Origin of the sequence: Streptomyces sp. NPDC058653 (assembly GCF_042716895.1) — a bacterium.
Taxonomy (GTDB): domain Bacteria; phylum Actinomycetota; class Actinomycetes; order Streptomycetales; family Streptomycetaceae; genus Streptomyces.
Window position 1 is genome coordinate 16,736 of sequence record NZ_JBHXRM010000013.1, and the last position, 21,907, is coordinate 38,642.

Sequence of the window (21,907 nt, forward strand, 5' to 3'; positions counted from 1 at the left end):
ACCGACCGGCGCCGGACAACCGCCGGTCGGCGCTCTCAGCCGCGCGCGCCGAACGCCTGGGTCCACCACGGTCCGCCCGACGCGTCATGGACACCGACACCGATCTCCTTGAACGCGCAGTTGAGGATGTTGGCCCGGTGGCCGGGGCTGTTCATCCAGCCTTCCATCACCGCGGCCGGCGTCTGCTGGCCCCTGGCGATGTTCTCGCCGTAGGTCGTCCACTGGTAGCCCGCCGCCGTGATGCGGTCACCGGGGTCCTTGCCGTCCGGGCTGTTGTGGTCGAAGTAGTCCCTGGCGGCCATGTCCTGCGAGTGGCGCAGCGCGGCGGTCTCCAGCTGGGAGTTGGCGCTCACCGGACCACAACCGGCCTTGGAACGCTCGGAGTTGACGAGCGTGGTGACCTGCGCGGCGAAATCACCACCACCGCCGTCACCTCCGCCTCCCCCCGGGTCCGGTTCGTTCGACGTCGGCTCCGGGTCGGGCTTCGGGGCCGGATCGGCGGTGGAGGGCCGCGGATCGGGCACGGCCTTGGTCGGCTTGGCGGCCTTCTTGGAGGGCGAGCGGGTGGGCGAGGGCGACGGGCTCGCGCTGGTGCGTGAGGGGGAGGGCGAGGGACCGGCGGACTCTGCCGCACCGCTCGCCGCCGACTTGGGTTCCAGCGCTTCCGGCTCGACGGCGGCCGAGGTACGTGACTCGTCGTCGCCCCGCCCGCCCGAGACGAACTGGGCCACCCCGGCGGCGGCGACCAGCGCGGCGACGGCGGCGGTCACGGTGACGACGCGGCGCCGCTTCGCCCGCCGGTCGCGGCGCTGGGCGTCCCTGGCCCGCGTACGGCTGCCGGCTCCGCCGTCGTCGCCGCCGGGGTCGTTGGCGCCCGCGCCCTCGCTCCGGTGGCCGTACGCGGAGGGGGAACCGGACGGGGCGGGGGAACCGGCCGCCGCGGGGCGGGGGTCGAACGGGACCGGCGGCAGCTCGGCCACGAGGACGTCGGCGGGCACCAGACCGGCCGCGTACCCGGAGCAGACGGTGCACTCGTGGGTGTGCCCGGCTATTCGCTCGCGCCAGAGCGGCGACGGCACGCGGTCCCAGCCGCCGGTCAGCTGCTCCAGCAGGACGCACGGCGGCTCGGCCGACAGCGCGCGGACCACCACACGGGCGGTCTCCAGCTCCTGCTCCAGCCGTTCGAACCGCGCGTCGACCCGCCGGGCGTCGACGGCGAGGGCGGCGGCGACCTCGGGCCGGGTGAGTTCACCGGAGCACTCCAGCCACCACAGCGGCACCAGCGCGTGGTGCTCCCGGTCGACCCAGCGCGTGGCCCCGGCGACCTCCCGGTGCTGACCGGTCAGTCCGAGACGGCCGATCATCAGAGCCACGTAGTCGGCGTCGGGGTGGTGGAGGGCCGGGTCGTGGGCGTCGTCCGCGTGCGCACGGATCCGGCCGATCGTCGTGGTCAATAGATACGAGCGGTAGTCGGCCGGGCGGCGCAGTCCGTCGAGGCCGTCAAGCGCGTGGCGTACGGCCTCCCGCGCCACCGCGCCCGTGTCCGGGTGGCTGTACAGGGCCTGGCCGACGAGTTGGTGGACGAGCGGCAGCGACTCGTGGCCGAGGCTGTCCCTGGCCCGCTGGTCCCCGGCCTGCGCCGCTTTGACCACTGAGGCCTTGAACGGACTGCTCACGCTGACTCACTCCCACTCATGACTCGCGGTGGCCACCGATCGTAAGGGGAGTCGTGGCGCCCCATCTCGCGGATGCCGTAGTTGAGTACGCACAAGTGGTCGATTTCCTACCCGGTTTCCGGTTCGGCCCGCCGCCCGCCTCCCGTCCCGCGTGAAGCTTGTCTGTCGGACCGCTTAAGAAATCCTCGATGGACTGAATGGTCGTGGCGGCGGGAGATTGGTGCCGGGATCGATCAGCATTGAGCCGGGTCCGCACGCGCGGGGCACCCGCGCCCGCGCCTCGGTCCGCACCCTCCGCACCCCCTCCGCACCCCCTCCGCACTCCGTCCGTACCTGGACCGCACGCCTGGAGCCGCCCCGATGAAGGCACTTGTGAAGCTGACGGCCGAGCCGGGGCTCCGGCTCACCGATGTGCCCGAGCCGGAGGCCGGGCCCGGCGACGTACTCATCAAGGTGCTCCGTACCGGTATCTGCGGCACCGATCTGCACATCCGCGCCTGGGACGAATGGGCGCAGCAGGCGGTCGAGGCGCCACGTGTTCTTGGTCACGAGTTCGTCGGCGAGGTCGCCTCCGTCGGCGCCGACGTCCAGGACATCGCCGTCGGGGACCTCGTGAGCGGCGAAGGCCATCTCGTCTGCGGCAAATGCCGCAACTGTCTGGCGGGCCGCAGACATCTGTGCCGCAGCACCGTCGGACTCGGGGTCGGCCGCGACGGCGCGTTCGCCGAGTACGTCGTCCTCCCCGCGTCGAACGTCTGGGTCCACCGCGCCTCCGTCGACCTCGACATCGCGGCGATCTTCGACCCGTTCGGCAACGCCGTCCACACCGCGCTGACCTTCCCCCTCGTCGGCGAGGACGTACTGATCACCGGCGCGGGCCCGATCGGCATCATGGCGACGGCCGTCGCCCGGCACGCGGGCGCGCGCAACATCGTGATCACGGACGTCAGCCCGGAACGGCTGGAGATCGCCCGCAAGGTCGGCGCCACCCTCGCGCTCGACGTGTCGAACACCGGCATCGCCGAGGCACAGCGGCGGCTCGGCCTCAAGGAGGGGTTCGACGTCGGTCTGGAGATGTCCGGCCGCCCGGAGGCGATGCGCGACATGGTCGACAACATGACGCACGGCGGCCGGATCGCCATGCTGGGACTGCCCGCGAAGGAGTTCGCCGTCGACTGGGCGAAGATCGTGACCTCGATGATCACGGTCAAGGGCATCTACGGCCGTGAGATGTACGAGACGTGGTACGCGATGACGGTCCTGCTCGAAGGCGGTCTCGACCTCGGGCCCGTCATCACCGGCACCTACGGCTACGAGGACTTCGACGCGGCCTTCGACGAGGCGGCGAGAGCCACCGGCGGCAAGATCATTCTCAACTGGGCCTGAGCCTCCCCCTGCGGAGCCTCCTTCCCGAACACGACGTCCATGGTCCTCGGCGTCCACGGTCCCCGGCGTTCAGGACGCCACGACCCCTCGACTGTCACCACCCCTCGACCGCTCACCCTTCACCCCGGAGCCCTGTATGTACGCGTCCGTCCGCGACGACCTCCGCACCACCCTCGACGAGATCCGTGACGCCGGTCTCTTCAAGCCCGAGCGTGTCATCTCCACCCCGCAGAGCGCGTCCGTCTCCGTCGGAGCCGGTGACGTACTCAACTTCTGCGCCAACAACTACCTCGGCCTCGCCGACCACCCCGACGTCGTCGCCGCGGCGAAGGACGCGCTCGACCGCTGGGGCTACGGCATGGCCTCCGTACGCTTCATCTGCGGCACCCAGGAGATCCACAAGGAGCTGGAGCGGCGCCTCTCCTCGTTCCTCGGCCAGGGGGACACGATCCTCTACTCCTCCTGCTTCGACGCCAACGGCGGCGTCTTCGAGACCCTGCTCGGCCCCGAGGACGCGGTCATCTCCGACGCCCTCAACCACGCCAGCATCATCGACGGCATCCGGCTCTCCAAGGCCCGCCGGCTGCGCTACGCCAACCGCGACCTCGCCGAGCTCGAAGCCAGGCTCAAGGAGTCGCAGGACGCGCGCCGCCGCCTCGTCGTGACGGACGGCGTCTTCTCCATGGACGGCTATGTCGCCCCGCTGGCCGAGATCTGCGACCTCGCCGACCGGTACGACGCCATGGTGATGGTCGACGACTCCCACGCCGTCGGCTTCGTCGGCCCCGGCGGCCGGGGCACCCCCGAACTGCACGGCGTGAGGGACCGCGTCGACATCATCACCGGCACGCTCGGCAAGGCGCTCGGCGGCGCATCCGGCGGCTACGTCGCCGCCCGCGCGGAGATCGTCGCCCTGCTGCGCCAGCGCTCGCGCCCGTACCTCTTCTCCAACTCCCTCGCCCCGGTCATCGCCGCCGCCTCGATCACGGTCCTCGACCTGCTGGAGAGCGCGGACGAGCTGCGCGAGCGGCTGAACGCGAACACGGCCCTCTTCCGTACGGAGATGGCGGCGGCCGGGTTCGACATCCTCCCCGGCGACCACCCCATCGCCCCCGTCATGATCGGCGATGCCGCGGAGGCCGGACGGATGGCGGAGCTGCTGCTGGAGCGCGGGGTATATGTGATCGGGTTCTCCTACCCCGTCGTCCCGATGGGACAGGCCCGCATCCGGGTGCAGCTGTCGGCGGCGCACTCGACGGCGGACGTGAAGCGGGCGGTGGCGGCGTTCGTCGACGCGCGTGCGGCGCTGGCCGGCTGAGGGGCCCGGTCCGAAGGGGTCGTGACCTGGCAGAATGGCTGGGTGATCGACCCCCGGCGACTGCGCATCCTGCGGGCCGTGGCGGACCACCGTACGGTGACCGCCGCGGCGGCCGCGCTGTATCTGACCCCCTCGGCCGTCTCCCAGCAGCTCGCCGCGCTGGAGCAGGAGACCGGTCATGTGCTGCTGACCCGCAGCGGCCGGGGCGTACGGCTGACGGCGGCGGGGGAGATCCTGCTCACCCACGCCCACGCGGTCCTCTCGCAGCTGGAGCGGGCGGAGGCGGAGCTGGCGGCGTACGCGGGCGGGGTCGCCGGGGAGATCACGGTCGCGGCGTTCGCCACCGGGATCGCCGAGGTGCTGGCCCCGGCGATCGCGCAGCTCGCCGACTCGCACCCGGGCATCCGCGTACGGGTACGGGACTCCGAGGGCGACGAGAGCCTGCCGCTCCTGCTCGACGGCCAGGCGGACGTGGCGCTCGCCGTCGAGTACCGGGGCGCGCCCACGGCGGACGATCCGCGCCTGTCGCGCGTACCGCTCTACGCCGAGCCGTTCGACGCCGTCCTGCCCGAGGGGCACCCGCTCTGCCGCGAGATCGTGGTCCCGCTCGCGGAGCTGTCGGACAGCGACTGGATCAGCCCCTACCCGGGCAACCCGTGCCATGAGGTGATGCGCCTCGCCTGCGAGCTGGCGGGCTTCGAGCCGCGCCTGGTGCACTCCTCGGACGACTTCCGCGCGGTGGTCGCCCTCGCGGGCGCGGGCGCCGGTGTGGCGCTCGTACCGCGCTCGGCGCTGCGGGGGATGGAGCTGAAGGGCACGGTGGTACGCCCGGTCTCGGGCCCGCCCGCCACGCGCCGGGTCTTCGCGGCGGTCCGCAGGGGCGCGGACCACCACCCGCTGATCCGCCCGGTCCTGGACGCCCTGACGGAATCGGCGTCGGGCCTGACGACGGGCTGAACCCGGCCCCCGGGCCCCTCCGGCCGGCGACGGGACCCGGCTCTCCGCGAGCCCGGCGCCGGACCCTCCGGCGTGTCCTCCCGCTGAGGGACGCGGGCCGGCCGGTGCGGGTGCGTCAGGTGGCGAGGTCCGCGAAGCCGGCGCGCCAGGAGGGGTGCTCGGGGCGCCAGCCCCGGGAACGCGCCAGGGTGTTGGACGCTCCCCGCGCCCAGCTCTCGCCGCCGGAGACCACGGCGGGCGCGGGTACGCCCAGGGCGGCGGCGAGGACCGGCACCCACTCCCGGCCCCGCGCGGGCTCGTCGTCCACGATGTTGACGGGGCCGGACGGCCAGCCGAGCGCCTGGACGGCCGCGCGGGCGGCGTCGGCGACATGGACGAACGAGTTCACGGAGTTGTCCGCCACGATGTTCCCCAGGAACCGCGCGTCCGGATCACCGGAGAGCGCCGCGGCGACCGGGCCACCCGGTTCGTACCAGGTGCCGGGGCCGTAGAGGACTCCGAACCGCAGCGACACGGCGGTGTCCACCTCGGCGGCCGTCTCCTCCAGCACCCGGATGCCGTTCACGATCGAGCCGCGCGGCTCCGGGGCGGAGAGGTCGAGCAGTTCGCCCTCGATGGCCGGGCCGTCCCCGGGGGCGTACATCCAGGACATCGACTGGACGACGATCCTCCGCACGCCGGCGGCCTTGGCCGCGTCGACCAGGTTCCGGGTCCCCTCCACACGCAGCCGGTTCGTCGCCTCCCCGTCCGCGTCCGACAGATCGGTGAGCTGGTGGATCACCGCGTCCGGCGCGGCCGCCGCCATCACCTCGTGGAGGGCGCTCCGGTCGAAGACGTCGACCCGCGCCGGTGAGGCGCCCCGCGCTCCCACCCGCTCGGCGCCCGCGCGCGAACGCGAGGTGCCCGTCACCCGATGCCCCGCGTCCAGCAACAGCGGTACGAGCAGCCGGCCCACCGCGCCGGTCGCCCCCGCGACGAAGACATGCATGACTGTGTCCTTCCTCCGCTGGGTCTGAAGATCCACACGCAGTAGACCAGCGCGGAGGACGGCATCCAGGAAGGAAAGGGCCGGACGGCCCGGGGTGTCGCCGGGCCCCGGGGCAGGTACTAGAGGGCCACCCAGAGGATCAGGACCACCACGATGACGATGACCGCGCCCGCCGCGATCAGACGGCGCTTGAGCCGGTGCGAGAGCGTCGGGACCACTTCGAGGCTCCGGTCGCCGGGGAAGACGTAGAAGACCCGGTTCGGGTCGTCCATCAGCTCCACCCGGGCCAGTGGGCAGGTTTCGAGGGTCACCTGCCGGGACAGCTCCGTCCTCCCGTGCGCGAGGTGCGTCGACATGGCCGCGCGGTGTTCGTCGTCGACGCCTACGGGGACGCCGCCGCCCGGCTGGATGTCCCGCTCCCGCCATCGCGCGGCGCCCGCGAGCCGCTCCCGGACCCGGTCGGGCCAGTCCGGCCTGGGCAGCGAGAGGGACGCGTTCTCGTTCGCGTACCGGACCGTTCCCTCCACCCAGTGGGAGAGACTGCCCCGGCCGCCGCACACCTCGTGCGTGCCCACGCCCCGCCCCGAGCAGCGCTCGCAGGTCAGGTGCCCCCGGCCGTCGCACTCCTGGCACCGGATCCGGCCCCGGCCCGAGCAGCGCGGGCACGCGGCGTCCGGGGTGCCGCACACCGCGCAGGTGACCCGCTGTGCGCCGGGAGCCGTGGCATGCGGGCCGTTCGCGGCGGGGCGGGCCTTCGTCGTACGGGTACGGCGCCGGCCCGTCGTCTCGCACTCCGTGCAGGGGGCGACGTCCAGGCACACGTCGCACCGGGGCGGCTCGTTGCGGCAGGAGCACGGATGGCGTCCACCGCCCGAGCAACTGGCGCACTGCTGGGTGCCGTTGTCGCACGGGCAGGGCACCAGCCGGTACGAGCCCGCGCGGATCAGCGTGAGCGTGCCCGGTCCGTCGGGCGCGGGCAGCGGGTGGTCCTCGATGGCGCCCTCGTAAAGAGGCAGCGCCGACAGGTCCTCCGTACCGAAGGCGGTCCGCTGGGTCTCGGTGCGCCGCTGGGTGAAACGGACGACCTCGCAGCGCACCAGCTGCCGTCGCTCGACGTCCCGGATCCGGACCGGGCCGGCCGCCGGCCCGCCGCCCCTGGCGACGTACGGCGCGAGCGCCTTGAGCAGGTCCGCGTCGGGCAGTGCGTCGGAGAGCGCGTCGTCTATCGGTGCGTCGGACATGGGCGGGTCTCGTCCCTCCTCCGGCGCGCGGCGACGCCGCGCAGACCGGCAGGGTAGGACTGTTCCCGACCCGCCATCAAGAGGGCACTTCAGGCGTACGCCGGCGGGGCGGGGGAGCGCGCCGAAGCCTTCGTGAACGCCTCTGCCCCACCCGCCCCGCAGGCCCCAGCCGTGCTACGAGAGCAGGCTCGGCGCCGCCCGGTCCAGCACCGAACCCACGCGCTCCCAGGTCTCCATGTCCCGTGCCACGGGCGGGAGTTCAGGTCCGTCGCCGGTCTTCCAGGACGCGGCGACCGCCACCGGGTCCTCGTCACCCGCGGCGGCGGCGGCCAGCGCCGCCGCGCCCAGGGCGACCAGCTCGCCGCTCTCCGGCACGATCACCGGCCGCCCGGAGAGGCGCCGTACGGTCTCCACCCACGTACGGCCCTGGGCGCCGCCGCCCACCAGCCGCAGCGGCCTGGCCGCCACCGCCGGGTCCGCCGGGTCGAGGCCGCAGGCGCGCAGGACCTCGTCGAGCGCGCGCAGGACCGTCACCGCCGCGCCCTCGTACGCCGCCCCGAGCAACTGCTGCGGCGTCGTGTCGTGCCGCAGGCCCGTCAGCAGGCCGGACGCGGTCGGCAGGTCGGGGGTGCGTTCGCCGTCGAGGTACGGCAGTAGGACCGCCTCCCCGCCGGGCGCCACGTCCTCCCGGTCGAGGCGCAGCAGCTCGGCGACCTTGTCGACGGCGAGCGTGCAGTTCAGGGTGCAGCCGAGCGGCAGGAACGTGCCGTCGGCCGCCGCGAACCCGGACAGCGCGGCCGACGCGGGCCGGGTGCGCGTGGCGGCGAAGACGGTGCCCGAGGTGCCGAGGCTCAGCACGGGGTGGTCCAGCAGCCCCGCGCCACCGAGGCCGAGGCCGACGGCCGCGCTCATGTTGTCGCCGGTCCCGGCGGCCACCGCGATACCGGCCGGCAGCCCCAGCTGCTCGGCGGCGGAGGCGGTGAGCGTGCCGACCCGGGTGCCGCCGGTCGTGGCGACGGCCGGCAGCATCGACTCGTCGAGGCCCACGAGAGCGAGCAGCTGGGGGTCGTACGTGCCGGTCTCCGTGGAGTACCAGCAGGTGCCCGAGGCGTCGCCCGGGTCGGTGACCGCCGTGCCCGCGAGGCGCTCGGTGAGGAAGTCGTGGGGCAGCCGGACGGCCTCCGCGGCCTCGGCCGAGGCGGGGTCGTTCTCCCGCAGCCACTGCCACTTCGCCGCCGTCATGGAGGCGACGGGCACCGACCCGGTCGTGGCGATCCACGCGTCGGGCCCGCCCAGCGCCTCGGTGAGCGCGGCGGCCTGCGGGGCGGAGCGGGTGTCGTTCCACAGCAGGGCGGGCCGCAGCGGCTTTCCGGCGCCGTCGAGCACCACCAGGCCGTGCTGCTGGCCGGCGACCGCGATGCCGGTGACGGCGGTCGCCGGTACGCCGGACTCCTTGAGGCCCATGGCGACCGCCTCACGCAGCGCCTGCCACCAGATCTCGGGGTCGGTCTCCCGGGCCCCGGCCTCACCCGTCACCCGGTGCGGGGCGCGCCCGACGGCGAGCAGCCGTCCGGTCGCCACGTCGGTGAACGCCGCCTTCGTCGACTGGGTGGAGCTGTCGACGCCGATGACCACCTGGCTGTGCGGCACGCTCGTACCTCTTCCTGGTTTCCGGGGCTTGCGACAGTATTTTGGCCGCAGGCCAACAAATTACGTGATGTTGTCGTGCATCCGGCAGGGGCGGGCGTCATCTCCTAGCCCGAAGCGGTGCTTGTCCCTCCGGGTGGTGTTGGGCGAACGCGGGGTCTTTTCCGTACCCACCCGGAGGTGCATTATTAGTCATGTCAGGAAACAAAAAGGTCTGCACCTGCCGGACCTGAGGTATGAAGGCGGCCAGAGAATGACGGAACGTTTCACTCCCACCCCCGCGGACAAGTTCAGCTTCGGCCTGTGGACCGTCGGCTGGCAAGGCAGGGACCCGTTCGGAGACGCGACGCGTCCGGCGCTCGATCCCACCGAGTCCGTACAGCACCTGGCCGAACTGGGCGCGTACGGAGTGACCTTCCACGACGACGACCTGATCCCGTTCGGATCGTCCGACGCCGAGCGTGAGGCGCACATCAAGCGCTTCCGGCAGGCGCTGGACACCACCGGGCTGGTCGTACCGATGGTGACCACCAACCTCTTCACCCACCCCGTCTTCAAGGACGGCGGCTTCACGGCGAACGACCGCGACGTCCGCCGCTTCGCGCTGCGCAAGACCCTGCGCAACCTCGACCTGGCCGCCGAGCTGGGCGCGAAGAGGTTCGTCGCCTGGGGCGGCCGTGAGGGCGCGGAGTCCGGTGGCGCGAAGGACGTGCGTCTGGCGCTCGACCGGATGAAGGAAGGCTTCGACCTGCTCGGCGAGTACGTCGTGTCGCAGGGGTACGACATCAAGTTCGCCATCGAGCCGAAGCCGAACGAGCCGCGCGGCGACATCCTGCTGCCGACGGTCGGCCACGCGCTCGCCTTCATCGAGCGCCTGGAGCGCCCGGAGCTGTACGGCGTGAACCCCGAGACCGGCCACGAGCAGATGGCCGGGCTCAACTTCCCGCACGCCATCGCGCAGGCCCTGTGGGCGGGCAAGCTCTTCCACATCGACCTCAACGGCCAGCACGGCACCCGGTACGACCAGGACCTGCGCTTCGGCGCCGGTGACCTGCGTGCCGCGTTCTGGCTGGTGGACCTGTTGGAGACGGCGGGCTGGGACGGCTCGCGGCACTTCGACTTCAAGCCGCCGCGCACGGAGGACTTCGACGGGGTGTGGGCGTCGGCCGCGGGCTGCATGCGCAACTACCTGATCCTCAAGGAGCGCGCGGCGTCGTTCCGCGCGGACCCGGAGGTCCAGGAGGCGCTGCGCGCCGCGCGTCTGGACGAGCTGGCCCAGCCGACCGCCGCCGACGGCGTGACCGCCCTGCTGGCCGACCGCACGGCGTACGAGGACTTCGACGTGGCGGCGGCGGCGAGCCGCGGCATGGCGTTCGAACACCTCGACCAGCTGGCGATGGACCACCTCCTGGGCGCCCGCTGACCCCCAACCCCTGACGCTCCCACGCGGGGCGAGCCGTTCCCCGGCCCGCCCCGCGTACGTGCGCGCACGCCCGCACCGACAGCGACCGACACCCTCGCGCCGCGCGCGGGCACGACCCCACGGCCGCCCCGACGCCAGTCGCGGCCTACCGCCGTGTCGGCCCCGCGTCTTGTGCCGGGCGGCATGACGGCCTCGGCCGTGCCGTTCGAGGTCCGCTTGGCATTTTCCGACGCGTCGCCGCGCGTCTCCCCGTGCCCCGCGCCGGGACGACCACCACCGGGTCGGCCCGACGCCAGTTGCGACCACCGCCGTGTCGGCCCGCGTCTTGTGCCGGGCGGCGTGACGGCCCTCGGCCGTGGCGTTCGAGTTCCGCTTGGCATTTTTCGACGCGTCGCCGCGCGTCTCCCCGCGCCCCGCGCCGGGACGACCACCGCCGTGTCGGCCCACCGCCTTGTGCCGGGCGGCATGACGGCCCTCGGCCGTGCCGTTCGAGGTCCGCCGGAACGACCACCGCCGCGCCGGCGAGCAACCCCCGCAACCCCCGCGCCCCGCGCGCTACGCGCTCGTGCGGTCCGCGTAGGCCACCGGGTCCGAGAGCACCGCGCGGACCACCAGTGCCGCCGCGCCGCGGGCCGCGTCTCCCGCCGAGGATGACGCGCGTAGCCTGCCACTGTCGTGCGGCCAGAGGCCCGAGACCACCCGGTCGGTCAGCTCGCCGTCGGCGGGCGGTGAGAGCCAGGGCATCAGGCCCCGGTAGATACCGCCGAGCACCACCGCGTCGGGGTCGAACAGGTTCACCGCGCCCGACAGGACCCGTCCCAGCATCCGGCCCGCCTCGCCGATGGCGGCGATCGCCTGCCTGTCGCCGCTCCTGGCCAAGGTTTCCAGCTCCGCCACCCCCGGCACCCCGGCGTTCTCGTCGAGGCCCGCGCCGCGCAGGAGCGCGGACTGGCCCGCGTACTGTTCGAGACAGCCCCGCGCACCGCACCGGCACAGCGGCCCCTCCGCGTCGACGACCACATGGCCGATCTCCCCGGCGAACCCGTTCGCGCCGCGCAGCAGTTCACCGTCGAGCACCAGCGCGCCGCCGACCCCGATCTCGCCCGAGAGATACAGGAAACTGCGGACCCCGCCCAGCCCGCCGAACCAGAGCTCGGCGAGCGCCGCCAGATTGGCCTCGTTCTCCGACCGGACCGGCAGCGCCGGCGCGGCGGGCGCCGCCTCGGCCAGCGCCTCCGCGAACAACTCCTCGGCGGGCACCTGGTTCCAGCCCAGGTTGGGCGCCTGGCGGACCGTACCCCCGGCGACGAGACCGGGCAGCGCCAGCTGTACGCCCACCGGTGAAAGCCCCTGCTCCGCCGCCGAGTCGAGGGTGCGCGCGGCGATCCGGGCGCCCCTGGCGAGGACTTCGGCGGGCGCGGCGCCGCGATTGTCGAGGTGTTCGGTGAGGCGTACGCGATCGGTGCCCGACAGATCGACGACGCACACCGACACGTAGTCGATGTTGATCTCCACGCCGATGCCGGCCGGACCGGAGCGCGTCACCTTCAGTACGGTGCCCGGCCGGCCCGCCTGTCCGCTGAACGTCTTGCCGGACTCGGAGAGGAATCCGCTGTCCAGCAACTGCTCGACCAGCGACGACACCGCGGCTCGGGTCAGTCCCACCCGCGCCGCCACACCGGCCCTGGTCGCTTCGCCCTCGTCCCGTACGGCGCGCAGCACCAGGCTCAGATTGTGGCGGCGCACCGTCTCTTTGTCGGCCTTGGGACCGAGCGATGTGTGGTTGGTCTTCATGGTGCCGTCGAGCCTATGTGATCGGTATCCGGACGGGCGGCCGGTCGTACGAGATCGTTGGTCCTACCAGTCACCTGCCAGGTCACTTGTTTAAATTAATTAGTAATAATCGTTGACAGGGTCGGGCCGCGCGGCGACAGTCTTCGTCGTGACCCCAACCTTCGGGAGACATCAGTGACTTCGCATCGGGCCACGGTGGCCGCCGTCGTCGCCGCGCTTGTCGCGGTGGCCGTGCCCTCCGCGCAGGCGGCCGACGGCCGGGACGCCGTCCGGGCCGCGGACCAGCAGCCGGCCGCCACGACCGGGACCGGGAACGGGACCGTGGACCAGGGCGCGCCCGAGTACTACGACAGCGGGCTCGCCCCCACGCCGTACATGGGCTGGAACACCTACTACGGACTCGGCGCCCCCACCGAGGAGGAGGTCAGGTCCGTCGCCGACCATCTCGTCAGCAGCGGGCTCCGGGACTCCGGCTACGACATCGTCTGGCTGGACGGCGGCTGGCAGGCCGACAACCCCCGCGACAGCGAGGGCCGGCTCGCCGCCCACCCCGGCCGCTTCCCCTCCGGCATCCCCGCCCTGGTGAGCTATCTGCACCAGCGCGGACTCAAGGCCGGGATCTACACCGACGCGGGCGCCTACGACGGCGGCAAGAGCTGCGGACTCGGCAGCCGGGGCCACTACACCGAAGACGCGCGGCAGTTCGCCGGCTGGAAGATCGACGCCATCAAGGTCGACTTCCTCTGCGGGATCTCCGCGAAGCTCGACCCGGGCCCCGCCTTCAAGGAGTTCAGCGACGCGGTCGCCAAGTCCGGCCGCCCGATGCTGCTCAACCTCTGCAACCCGCTGACCGACGACTGGGGCATTCCGCACACCCCCGAGCAGGACGCGCACAACACGTACGTCTACGGCCCGCGGACCGGTGACTCCTGGCGTACCGGCACCGACGTCGCGTTCGGCACCCCCTCCGCCGGCCAGTGGGCCAACGTCCTGCGCAACATGGACGCCAACGCCTGGCACCCCGAGGCCCAGGGACCGGGGCACTACAACGACCCCGACTACCTCATCCCGATGCGCAAGCTGGAGGACGGCTCGTACGAGCTGACCGAGGAGGAGTCCACCACCCAGCTCGTCATGTGGGCCGTGATGGGCTCCCCGCTGGTCATGGGCTCCGACCCGCGCACCCTGCCTCCGTCGATGATCGACACCCTGCGCAACCCGGAGATCATCGCCGTCGACCAGGACCCGCTCGCCGTCCAGGGCGTACGCGTCGCCACCGACTCCACCGGCGACGTCTACAGCAAGACCCTGAAGGGCGCGGGCAAGCGCGCGGTCGTCCTCCTCAACCGCTCCGACAAGGCCGCCGAGCGGACGGTGAGCTTCGCCGACGCCGGACTCACCGGCGACGTGGCCGTACGGGACGTGCGCGCCCGCGCCGACCGGAGCACGCACAGCGGCTCGTACACCGTCACCGTCCCCGCGCACGGCACCGCCTTCCTCACCCTCCGCGGCCAGGACGACGCGCCCGGCGCCTCGCTCGGTACGCGTTCCACGGCGAGCCCCGCGCTGGTACGTGACGGGGACCGGCTGACCGCTTTCACCAGGGGCGCCGACGGTTCGCTGCGGCAGCAGAGCGGACGTGACGGCGACTGGTCGGCCCGCACGACCGATCTCGGCGGCCCGACGCACGGCCGGATCCTCGGCCAGCCCGCGGCCTACGCCTCCGCCGACGAGCCCGGCCGCGTCGACGTCTTCGTACGCGGCACCGACAACGCGGCATACCACCGCGCCTTCGCCGACGGACGGTGGGGCCGCTGGCAGAAGCTCGGCGGCACCCTCGCCGACGCGCCCTCGGTCGCCTTCGAGAGCGCGGAGCGCTGGACACTCGTCGCCCACGACAAGGACGGACAGATCAAGGCGCGCGGCCCGCGCACCGGGTGGACGACGCTCGGCGCGCCCGAGAACCGGACGGTGTACGGACGTCCGTCCGCCGTCGTCGACGAGGCCGGCCGGACCCATGTCGCCGTACGCACCGCGGAGGACGCGGTGTGGTGGCGAGTGCGGGACACGGCGGGCACCTGGTCGCCGTGGACATCGCTCGGCGGGACCGTCAGCGGCAGCCCGACCCTGGTCGCGGTCGACGGCGGAGTGCGGCTGTACGCACGGGCCGGCGACTACACGCTCTGGCAGCGCGCGTACACCTCCGGCACCGGCTCCGACGGCTGGGGCGGCTGGTCGGCGCGCGAGGAGTTCGTGAGCGGCGTCTTCGACGGCGCGCTCGGCGCGACCGCGGGCCCGGGCGACACCGTGCTCGCCGCCTTCCGGGGAGTCGACGGCCGCGTCCACCAGACGGGCGTCCCCGCCGGCTCGTAACCCCCGCTCACCGGGGGCCGGCCGGGACCCGACACCGGCCGGCCCCCCCCGCACCCCCCGGCATCGCCGCCAGGCATCCCCCCGACATCGCCACCCCCCGACGCTCGCACCACCCCTCAACCCGCACCGTCCGACAGGGAGTTCACCCATGACCACCCCACCAGGCCGCCGTCAGTTCCTCGCCGGCACCGGCGCCGTCGGCGCCGCCGCGCTGCTCAGCGGCTGCGTCACCTCGGGATCGACCGGCAAGAGCGAGTCGGGCGGCGACGTCACCCTCCAGTCCAACCTCTCCGCGCCGCAGGCCAAGACCGCCATGCAGAAGGTCGTCGACGACTTCGGCAAGCAGGGGGGCGCGAAGGCGAAGCTCAACACCGTCGCCGCCGAGACGTTCCGCACCCAGCTGCCGACGTATCTCACCTCCGCCAACCCGCCGGACCTGTACACCTGGTACCCCGGCTCGGTCGCCGAGTCGTACGCGTCGAAGGATCTGCTCCTCGATGTCAGCGACCTCTGGACCAAGCCCGAACTCACCGGCTACTCCGCCGCGTTGAGCAAGCTCTGCACCTCCGCGGCGGGCAAGAAGGTCTTCGTCCCCACCACCTACTACTGGTGGGGCGTCTTCTACCGGAAGTCGAACTTCGCCAAGTGGGGCGTCGAGGAGCCCAAGACCTGGGACGAGTTCCTGGACCTCTGCGACACCCTCAAGGGCAAGGGCGTCGCGCCGATCGGTCTCGGCGCCGGCGGCAACACCCCCTGGGTGGCGTCCTCCTGGTTCGACTACCTGAACATCCGTATCAACGGCGCCGCCTACCACCGTGAACTCCTCGCGGGCAAGCACCGGTTCGACGACCCCGAGGTCCGCAAGGTCTTCGACCGGTGGGGCGAGGCCCTGCCCTTCTTCGACCCGAACAGCACCGCCCTGCCCTTCCAGGACGCCACCACCGCGCTTCTCCAGGGCCGTACGGGAATGATGCTGATAGGCACCTTCTTCGCCGACTCCGTCCCCAAGGACCAGGTGGACGACCTCGACTTCTTCCGCTTCCCGGTCATCGACCCGAAGGTCCCGGTCGCCGAGGAGGCCCCCACCGACGGCTACTTCGCCAGCGCCCGCACCAGCCGCGAGGCCGAGGTCAAGGAGCTGATGCGGTATCTCGCCACCGCCGAGTCGCAGGAGATCTACCTCAAGAACTCCTCCGGCACCGCGCTGCCCACCCACCCGGACGCCAAGGACAGCGGCACCGCCCTGGTGAAGAAGGGCCGGGCCCTGATCGAGGGTGCCGCCGAACTCACCCAGTACTTCAACCGCGACTCCAGCGACGCCCTCCAGCCGCCCGCCGACGCCGCCCTCACCCGCTTCCTCGCCAAGCCCAAGGAGATCGGCTCCATCCTCACCACCTGGCAGCGCGACTCACAGAAAATCTGGGGCCGCTGAGATGGCGGCGGTCGTCACGGGCAGCCCGCGCAGGGAACAGCGGCAGCCGACGGCGAAAGAGGGCGGGGCACCCCGGCGCAAGAGGTCGACGCGCGTCCCGCCCGTGGTGCTCGCCTTCGTCCTCGTCCCCCTGCTCGCCGAGGCGTTCTGGGTGTTCTGGCCCGCGGTCCAGGGCTTCTACCTCTCCCTGACCGAATGGGACGGTGTCTCCGCGCCGCGCTTCATCGGCCTCGGCAACTTCCGCGAGATGCTCCATGACGACATCTTCCGTACGGCCGTGCTCGACACCGTCCTGTGGCTGCTGCTCTTCGGCGGGCTCTCCGCGCTCCTCGGCCTCGGCGCCGCCCTGCTCCTCCAGCAGGAGCGCCGCGGCGTCGGCTTCTACCGGGCCGCGCTCTTCCTGCCCGTCGTGTTCTCCCTCGTCGCCACCGCGCTGGTGTGGCAGGCGATGTACCAGCCGGACGGTCTGATCAACCAGGCACTCGAGAGCGTCGGGCTCGGCAGTCTCACCCGCGCCTGGCTCGCCGACCAGGACACCGCCCTGTACGCCGTGATCGTGCCCGCGCTCTGGCGCCAGATCGGCTACGTGATGATCCTCTACATCGCCGGCCTCAAGGGCATCGACCCGGTGCTCTACGAGGCGTCGAAGGTCGACGGCGCGAGCCGCTGGCAGCGGTTCCGGCACATCACCCTGCCGCAGCTGCGCAGCGTCAACGCCGTCGTCCTGTCGGTCATCGTCATCGACTCGCTGCGCTCGTTCGACGTCGTATGGGCCCTCACCCGCGGCGGCCCCTACCACTCGTCCGAGCTGCTCTCCACGTACATGTACTCCACCGCCTTCCAGTCGCTGCGACTGGGCTACGGCTCCGCCCTCGCGGTCGTGATCTTCGTGCTGGCCTTCGGTGTCATCGCCTCGTACCTCGTCCGCGCCTTCCGGGAGGCCGACTGATGTCCGCCACCTCCGGCTCCACCACGGCCACCCGCCGCAAGCTGGCCACCGCCGGCTTCCACCTCGGCGCCGGCACCCTGTCCGTGCTCTGGCTGCTGCCCATCGCCCTGGTGCTGGTCACCAGCGTCCGCTCGTTCGACGACATCGCCGCCAACGGGCTCGGGAGCCTGCCGCACTCCTTCACGCTCGACGGCTTCCGCCAGGCCTGGGTCGACGGCGGTCAGCAGCGGGCCCTGATCAACAGCATGCTGGTCACCGTGCCGACCGTGCTCGCCACGCTGGCGCTCGCCTCGATGGCCGCGTTCGCCCTGGCCCGCTACGAACTGCCGCTGCGCCGGACGCTGTTGCTGGTGATGCTCGGCGGGAATCTGCTGCCCCCACAGATCCTGCTCATCCCGGTCTCCCGGATCAGCGAGACCCTCGGTATCTACGACACCCTCTACGCGCTCATCGGCGTACAGATCGGCTTCGGCGTCGGCTTCTACGTCTTCGTCCTCTACGGCTTCATGCGGTCCATCCCCGTCGAGATCCAGCAGGCGGCGGTGATCGACGGGGCGAGCCCCTGGCAGATCTACTGGCGCATCGTGCTGCCGCTGACCACACCCGCGCTCGCGGCGCTCAGCGCGCTCTCCTTCACCTGGATCTTCAACGATCTGCTGTGGGCCATCACGGTGCTGAGGACCGACAGCCAGATGCCGATCACCGCGTCGCTGATCGGACTCCAGGGGCAATATGTGTCCATGTGGAATGTGATCGCGGCCGGTTCCGTCATCGCGGCGGCTCCGACCGTCCTCGTATTCCTGCGATTCCAGCGCCACTTCGTGGCCGGCCTCAATCTGGGAGCGGTCAAATGACCCCGCGCGAACCGTGGTCGCTGCGCACCGCGAACACCGTGTACGCCGTCACCCTCGCCCCCGGCGAGGGATGGGCCGAACTCGCCGCCTGGGGACCGCACGGCGCCGAGCAGGGACCGTCGCCGCTCGACTGGTCGCGCCGTACGCACTTCATCACCCCGGCCGACGCCGCCCCCGCCGAGTACATCCCTTACGGGCCACGGCCGTTCACCGGCGCCGACCTCGTCGCGGGGCGCCCCGGCGAGGAACGCGGCGTGTGGTGGCGCTTCACCGGCGCGACCGTGGACGGCGAGCACGCGCTACGGCTCGCCTTCACCGACGACACCCTCGGACTGACCACGACCCTCTGCTACGAGACCGTGCCCGGCACCGACGTGATCCTCCGGTGGACCGAACTCAGCTGCGCCGGCGACACCGAACTGCGCCTGGAACGCTTCGACTCGGCCGCCGTGAACATCCCGGTCGCCGACACCGCGCGCCTCACCTATCTCTCCGGTCAGTGGTCCCAGGAGTTCCGGCGCACCCAGCTCGAACTCACCCGTGGGCGCTTCGAGCTGGCCAGCACCCAGGCCGTCCCCGGCCACGCGTACGCGCCGTGGCTCGCCGTCCAGGACGCGGCAGGACCGGCCTACGGCGCCACCCCCACCTACGGCATCGCCCTTGAGTGGTCCGGCGGTTGGCGCATCACCGCCGACGCGGAGCCGGGCGGCGCCCTGCGCGTGCGGGCGGGCCGGCTGCCCCACGAGAGCGCCGTCCACCTCGCGCCCGGTGCCACGCTCACCACCCCGCGACTCGCCTGCGCGTTCAGCCCCGACGGACTCGAAGGGCTCGCCCGCGTCTGGCACCGCTACGAGCGGCGGCTCTCCGGCGACCGGCTGCACCGGCCGCGCCCGGTGCTCTACAACTCCTGGGAGGCCACCGGCTTCGACGTCGAGGCGGCCGGCCAACTGGCCCTGGCCCGCGTCGCCGCCGACATCGGCGCCGAACTGTTCGTCGTCGACGACGGCTGGTTCACCGGCAGGAACGACGACACCGGCGGCCTCGGCGACTGGTACCCCGACCCCGCCAAGTTCCCCGTCGGATTCGACCGGTTCATCTCCCAAGTGCGGGAGACGGGGCTGGACTTCGGGCTCTGGGTGGAGCCCGAGGCGGTCAGTCCGGGGTCCGCCCTGCACGCCGAGCACCCCGAGTGGATCTACCGCGTCGAGGGCCGCCCGGTCACCCTCGTACGGAACCAGCTCCTGCTCGACCTCGGCCGCACCGACGTCCAGGACTTCGTCATCGCCACCCTGGACCGGCTCCTCGGCACGTACGCCATCAGCTATCTCAAGTGGGACATGAACCGCCCGCCCACCGAACGCGGCCGGCCCGGCGGCGGCCCCGTCGAGAGCCAGGACCTCGACGCCGCGCACGTCGCCGGCTACCTCCGCGTACTCGACCATCTGCGCGCCGCGCACCCCCATGTCACCGTCGAGGGCTGCGCGGGCGGCGGCGGCCGGATCGACCACGCCACGCTCGCCCGCACCGATGTGCTCTGGCCCAGCGACAACACCGCCCCGCTGGACCGCCTCACCATCCAGTACGGCTATCTGCACGCCCACGCCCCGCACACCATGAGCTCATGGGTGACCGACGCGCCTGGCGTCTTCGACCCACGGCCGCGCTCGCTCGCCTTCCGGTTCGTCAGCTCCATGTCCGGTGTCCTCGGCGTCGGGGCCGACATCCTGAAGTGGACCGACGAGCAGCGCGCCGAGGCCGCGCGTTGGATCGCCCGGTACAAGGAGATCCGCGACATCGTCCACCACGGCGAGATCCGGCTGCTGAACTCGCCCGCCGAGCCGACGTGCGGCGTGCAGTACGACGAGGCCGCACCCGAAGGGGCGGGCGCCCGCACCGTCGTGACCGCCTGGAACACCGGCCCCCTCGACGGCGCGCCGCTCGTGCCGGGCCGCCCCGCCCGGCTACGGCTGCGGGGACTCGACCCGGTGGCCCGCTACCGCGACGAGGACTCCGGCACGGTGTACGGGGGCGGGTATCTCCTCCACTACGGCCTGCCGTTCCGCTGGAGCGCCGACCACGACGCCGAACTGGTGGTGCTCACCCGGCTGGACCCCGCCGGACCGCCGGCCGAGGCCTCATGATCCACAACCTCACTACAGTCGCCCAGGACGCCGGAAGGCGGCCCCGCACCCGGAGGAGTCGAACAGCCCCATGAACCACGCACCAGCCCGCTTCCACGACCGCGTCGCCGTGGTCACCGGAGCCGCGTCGGGCATCGGGGCCGCCGCCGCCTCCCGGCTCGCCGCCGAGGGCGCCGCCGTGATCCTCGCCGACATCGACACGGCGCCCGGCGAGGCCGTCGCCGCCGGAATCCGGGACAAGGGGGGCCGCGCCGACTTCGTACGGGCGGACGTCGCCGAGGAGTCCGACTGGGACCTCGTCGTGGCCGCCGCCCACCGCCACGGCCCCGTCGGCGTCCTCGTCAGCAACGCCTACACCGTGGACGTCAGCCCCGCGCACGAGATGACCGTCGCCTCCTGGGAACGCCAGCTCGCCGTCAACCTCACCGGCGGCTTCCTCGGGTTCCGCGCCGTCCTGCCCGATCTGCGCGCCCACCACGGCGCCGTGGTGCTGACCTCCTCGGTCCACGCGCACATGGGCATTCCCGGCCATCCCGCCTACGCGGCGAGCAAGGGCGCGCTCCTCTCGCTCTGCGGCCAGCTCGCCGTCGAGTACGGACCCGACGTACGCGTCAACGCCGTACTGCCGGGCCCGATCCTCACCGCCGCGTGGGACCGGGTGCCGGAGGAGGACCGTGCGCTCAGCGTCGAGGGCACGGCGGCACGCCGCTTCGGCAACCCCGAGGAGGTCGCGGCGGCCATCGCCTTCCTGGCCGCCGACGAGGCCTCCTACATCACCGGATCGAGTCTGCTCGTGGACGGCGGATGGAGTGTCGTGAAGGCCTCGGCCTAGCGAGGCCCGGGCGGCTCCGCGCCTGCGGGCGGGCCGGCCGGCGCGAACCACCGCCGCTCACGAACGACCAGCAGAAAGGCAGAACCACACATGACGCCATACGCGCGCCGCGGAGTGCACGGCCAGACCGTGGAGACTCTCGCGCGCCGGGTGCTCAGCGGCGAGATCCCCGAGGGGGCCACCCTCGATCTCGTGGAACTGCAGCGCGAGTTGGACGTCAGCCTGACCGCCCTGCGCGAGTCCCTGAAGGTGCTCGCGGCGAAGGGAATGGTCGACGCGCGGCAGCGCCGGGGGACGTTCGTCAGGTCCCGCGCGGACTGGAACCTCCTCGACGCCGACGTCCTGCGCTGGCAGTTCGCCGAAGGGACCAGCGCCGGCGCCGACCTGGCACTCCTGCGCAACCTCGGCGAGGTGCGCGGCATCATCGAACCGGCCGCCGTCCGGCTCGCAGCCGAGCGGCGCACCGAGGCCGATCTCGCCGCGCTGGAGGCGGCGTTGACGGAGATGGGGGAGGGGGACGGCGGAGCCGCGCACGCGGTCGAGGCCGACCTCGCCTTCCACCGCGCGCTGCTCGCCGCGACCCACAACGAACTGCTGACACGCATGGAGATGGTCATCGAGTCCGGCCTCGCCCACCGCGACCGGATCGTGCACTCCTCGCCGCACGGAGAGGACCCCGTGCCGAGCCACCGCGCCGTCCTGGACGCCGTACGCGCCCAGGACCCGGACGCCGCCCAGCAGGCCATGCGCGCCCTGCTCGACCAGGCCGTCCGCGACCTGGACAAGGTCCACGGCACCACCGGAGCGGCCGGCCCGGCCGGGGCCGCCCCTCGCCGGCCGGCTTGCCCGCGAGGGAGGACGACGCGGTGGGTCTGCCGGAGGGGGAGGCTTCGGGT

At 72.7% G+C, this 21,907-nt stretch carries 16 protein-coding genes; 11 read left to right on the plus strand and 5 right to left on the minus strand.

Annotated elements, in window-relative coordinates; all coding sequences use genetic code 11:
* Positions 1-35 precede the first annotated feature (35 nt).
* Positions 36-1,676 (minus strand): CAP domain-containing protein, encoded by a 1,641-nt coding sequence (locus tag ACFWU9_RS13795; RefSeq protein WP_384317748.1) that lies wholly within the window; start codon positions 1,674-1,676, stop codon positions 36-38.
* A 360-nt stretch (positions 1,677-2,036) separates the two neighbouring features.
* Between ACFWU9_RS13795 and tdh the strand changes: the two genes are divergently transcribed.
* The 3 genes from tdh (at position 2,037) to ACFWU9_RS13810 (ending at position 5,337) form a co-directional block, all read left to right on the plus strand.
* Complete coding sequence (gene tdh, locus ACFWU9_RS13800; protein ID WP_384317751.1) at positions 2,037-3,062, plus strand: L-threonine 3-dehydrogenase; 1,026 nt, start codon at positions 2,037-2,039, stop codon at positions 3,060-3,062.
* A 136-nt stretch (positions 3,063-3,198) separates the two neighbouring features.
* A complete protein-coding gene (locus tag ACFWU9_RS13805; RefSeq protein ID WP_384317754.1) occupies positions 3,199-4,380 on the plus strand; it encodes a glycine C-acetyltransferase in 1,182 nt (393 codons plus the stop codon).
* Positions 4,381-4,422: 42 nt separating this feature from the next.
* Positions 4,423-5,337 carry a LysR substrate-binding domain-containing protein gene (locus ACFWU9_RS13810; protein ID WP_384318025.1) on the plus strand — a complete coding sequence of 305 codons (915 nt, stop codon included), beginning with the start codon at positions 4,423-4,425 and terminating at the stop codon, positions 5,335-5,337.
* 115 nt (positions 5,338-5,452) lie between these two features.
* On the opposite strand, the gene ACFWU9_RS13815 is transcribed toward ACFWU9_RS13810, so the two are convergent.
* From ACFWU9_RS13815 to xylB, 3 genes are all read right to left on the minus strand, one after another.
* Positions 5,453-6,325 carry an NAD-dependent epimerase/dehydratase family protein gene (locus ACFWU9_RS13815; RefSeq protein WP_384317757.1) on the minus strand — a complete coding sequence of 291 codons (873 nt, stop codon included), beginning with the start codon at positions 6,323-6,325 and terminating at the stop codon, positions 5,453-5,455.
* A 119-nt stretch (positions 6,326-6,444) separates the two neighbouring features.
* Positions 6,445-7,566, minus strand: coding sequence for a hypothetical protein (locus ACFWU9_RS13820; RefSeq protein WP_384317760.1), 1,122 nt, complete (start codon positions 7,564-7,566; stop codon positions 6,445-6,447).
* A 174-nt stretch (positions 7,567-7,740) separates the two neighbouring features.
* The gene (gene xylB / locus ACFWU9_RS13825) at positions 7,741-9,216 is read right to left on the minus strand and encodes a xylulokinase (protein ID WP_384317763.1); all 1,476 of its coding nucleotides are present in this window, start codon (positions 9,214-9,216) and stop codon (positions 7,741-7,743) included.
* A gap of 250 nt (positions 9,217-9,466) precedes the next feature.
* Between xylB and xylA the strand changes: the two genes are divergently transcribed.
* Entirely contained in the window at positions 9,467-10,636 is a 1,170-nt protein-coding gene (xylA, locus tag ACFWU9_RS13830) for a xylose isomerase (RefSeq protein WP_384317766.1), read from the plus strand.
* A gap of 555 nt (positions 10,637-11,191) precedes the next feature.
* Here the strand turns inward: xylA and ACFWU9_RS13835 are convergent.
* Positions 11,192-12,430, minus strand: coding sequence for an ROK family protein (locus ACFWU9_RS13835; RefSeq protein ID WP_384317769.1), 1,239 nt, complete (start codon positions 12,428-12,430; stop codon positions 11,192-11,194).
* Between the two features lie 174 nt (positions 12,431-12,604).
* On the opposite strand from ACFWU9_RS13835, the gene ACFWU9_RS13840 reads away from it, so the two are divergent.
* The 7 genes from ACFWU9_RS13840 to ACFWU9_RS13870 all read left to right on the plus strand — a co-directional run.
* On the plus strand, positions 12,605-14,803 hold the full coding sequence (locus tag ACFWU9_RS13840) for a glycoside hydrolase family 27 protein (RefSeq protein ID WP_384317773.1): 2,199 nt from the start codon (positions 12,605-12,607) through the stop codon (positions 14,801-14,803).
* A 148-nt stretch (positions 14,804-14,951) separates the two neighbouring features.
* Complete coding sequence (locus ACFWU9_RS13845) at positions 14,952-16,235, plus strand: ABC transporter substrate-binding protein (protein WP_384317776.1); 1,284 nt, start codon at positions 14,952-14,954, stop codon at positions 16,233-16,235.
* 1 nt (position 16,236) lies between these two features.
* Entirely contained in the window at positions 16,237-17,184 is a 948-nt protein-coding gene (locus ACFWU9_RS13850; protein ID WP_384317779.1) for a carbohydrate ABC transporter permease, read from the plus strand.
* A complete protein-coding gene (locus ACFWU9_RS13855) occupies positions 17,184-18,038 on the plus strand; it encodes a carbohydrate ABC transporter permease (protein ID WP_384317782.1) in 855 nt (284 codons plus the stop codon). Before ACFWU9_RS13850 ends, ACFWU9_RS13855 begins: the two co-directional genes overlap by 1 nt.
* Positions 18,035-20,179: an alpha-galactosidase gene (locus tag ACFWU9_RS13860; protein ID WP_384317785.1), complete on the plus strand. Its 2,145-nt coding sequence runs from the start codon at positions 18,035-18,037 to the stop codon at positions 20,177-20,179. The genes ACFWU9_RS13855 and ACFWU9_RS13860 overlap by 4 nt, the downstream gene beginning before the upstream one ends.
* Before the next feature lie 70 nt (positions 20,180-20,249).
* Positions 20,250-21,011, plus strand: a complete 762-nt coding sequence (locus ACFWU9_RS13865; protein ID WP_384317788.1) for an SDR family NAD(P)-dependent oxidoreductase — start codon at positions 20,250-20,252, stop codon at positions 21,009-21,011.
* A gap of 90 nt (positions 21,012-21,101) precedes the next feature.
* The coding region (locus ACFWU9_RS13870) for a FadR/GntR family transcriptional regulator (protein WP_384317790.1) at positions 21,102-21,907 on the plus strand (806 nt) is incomplete at its 3' end.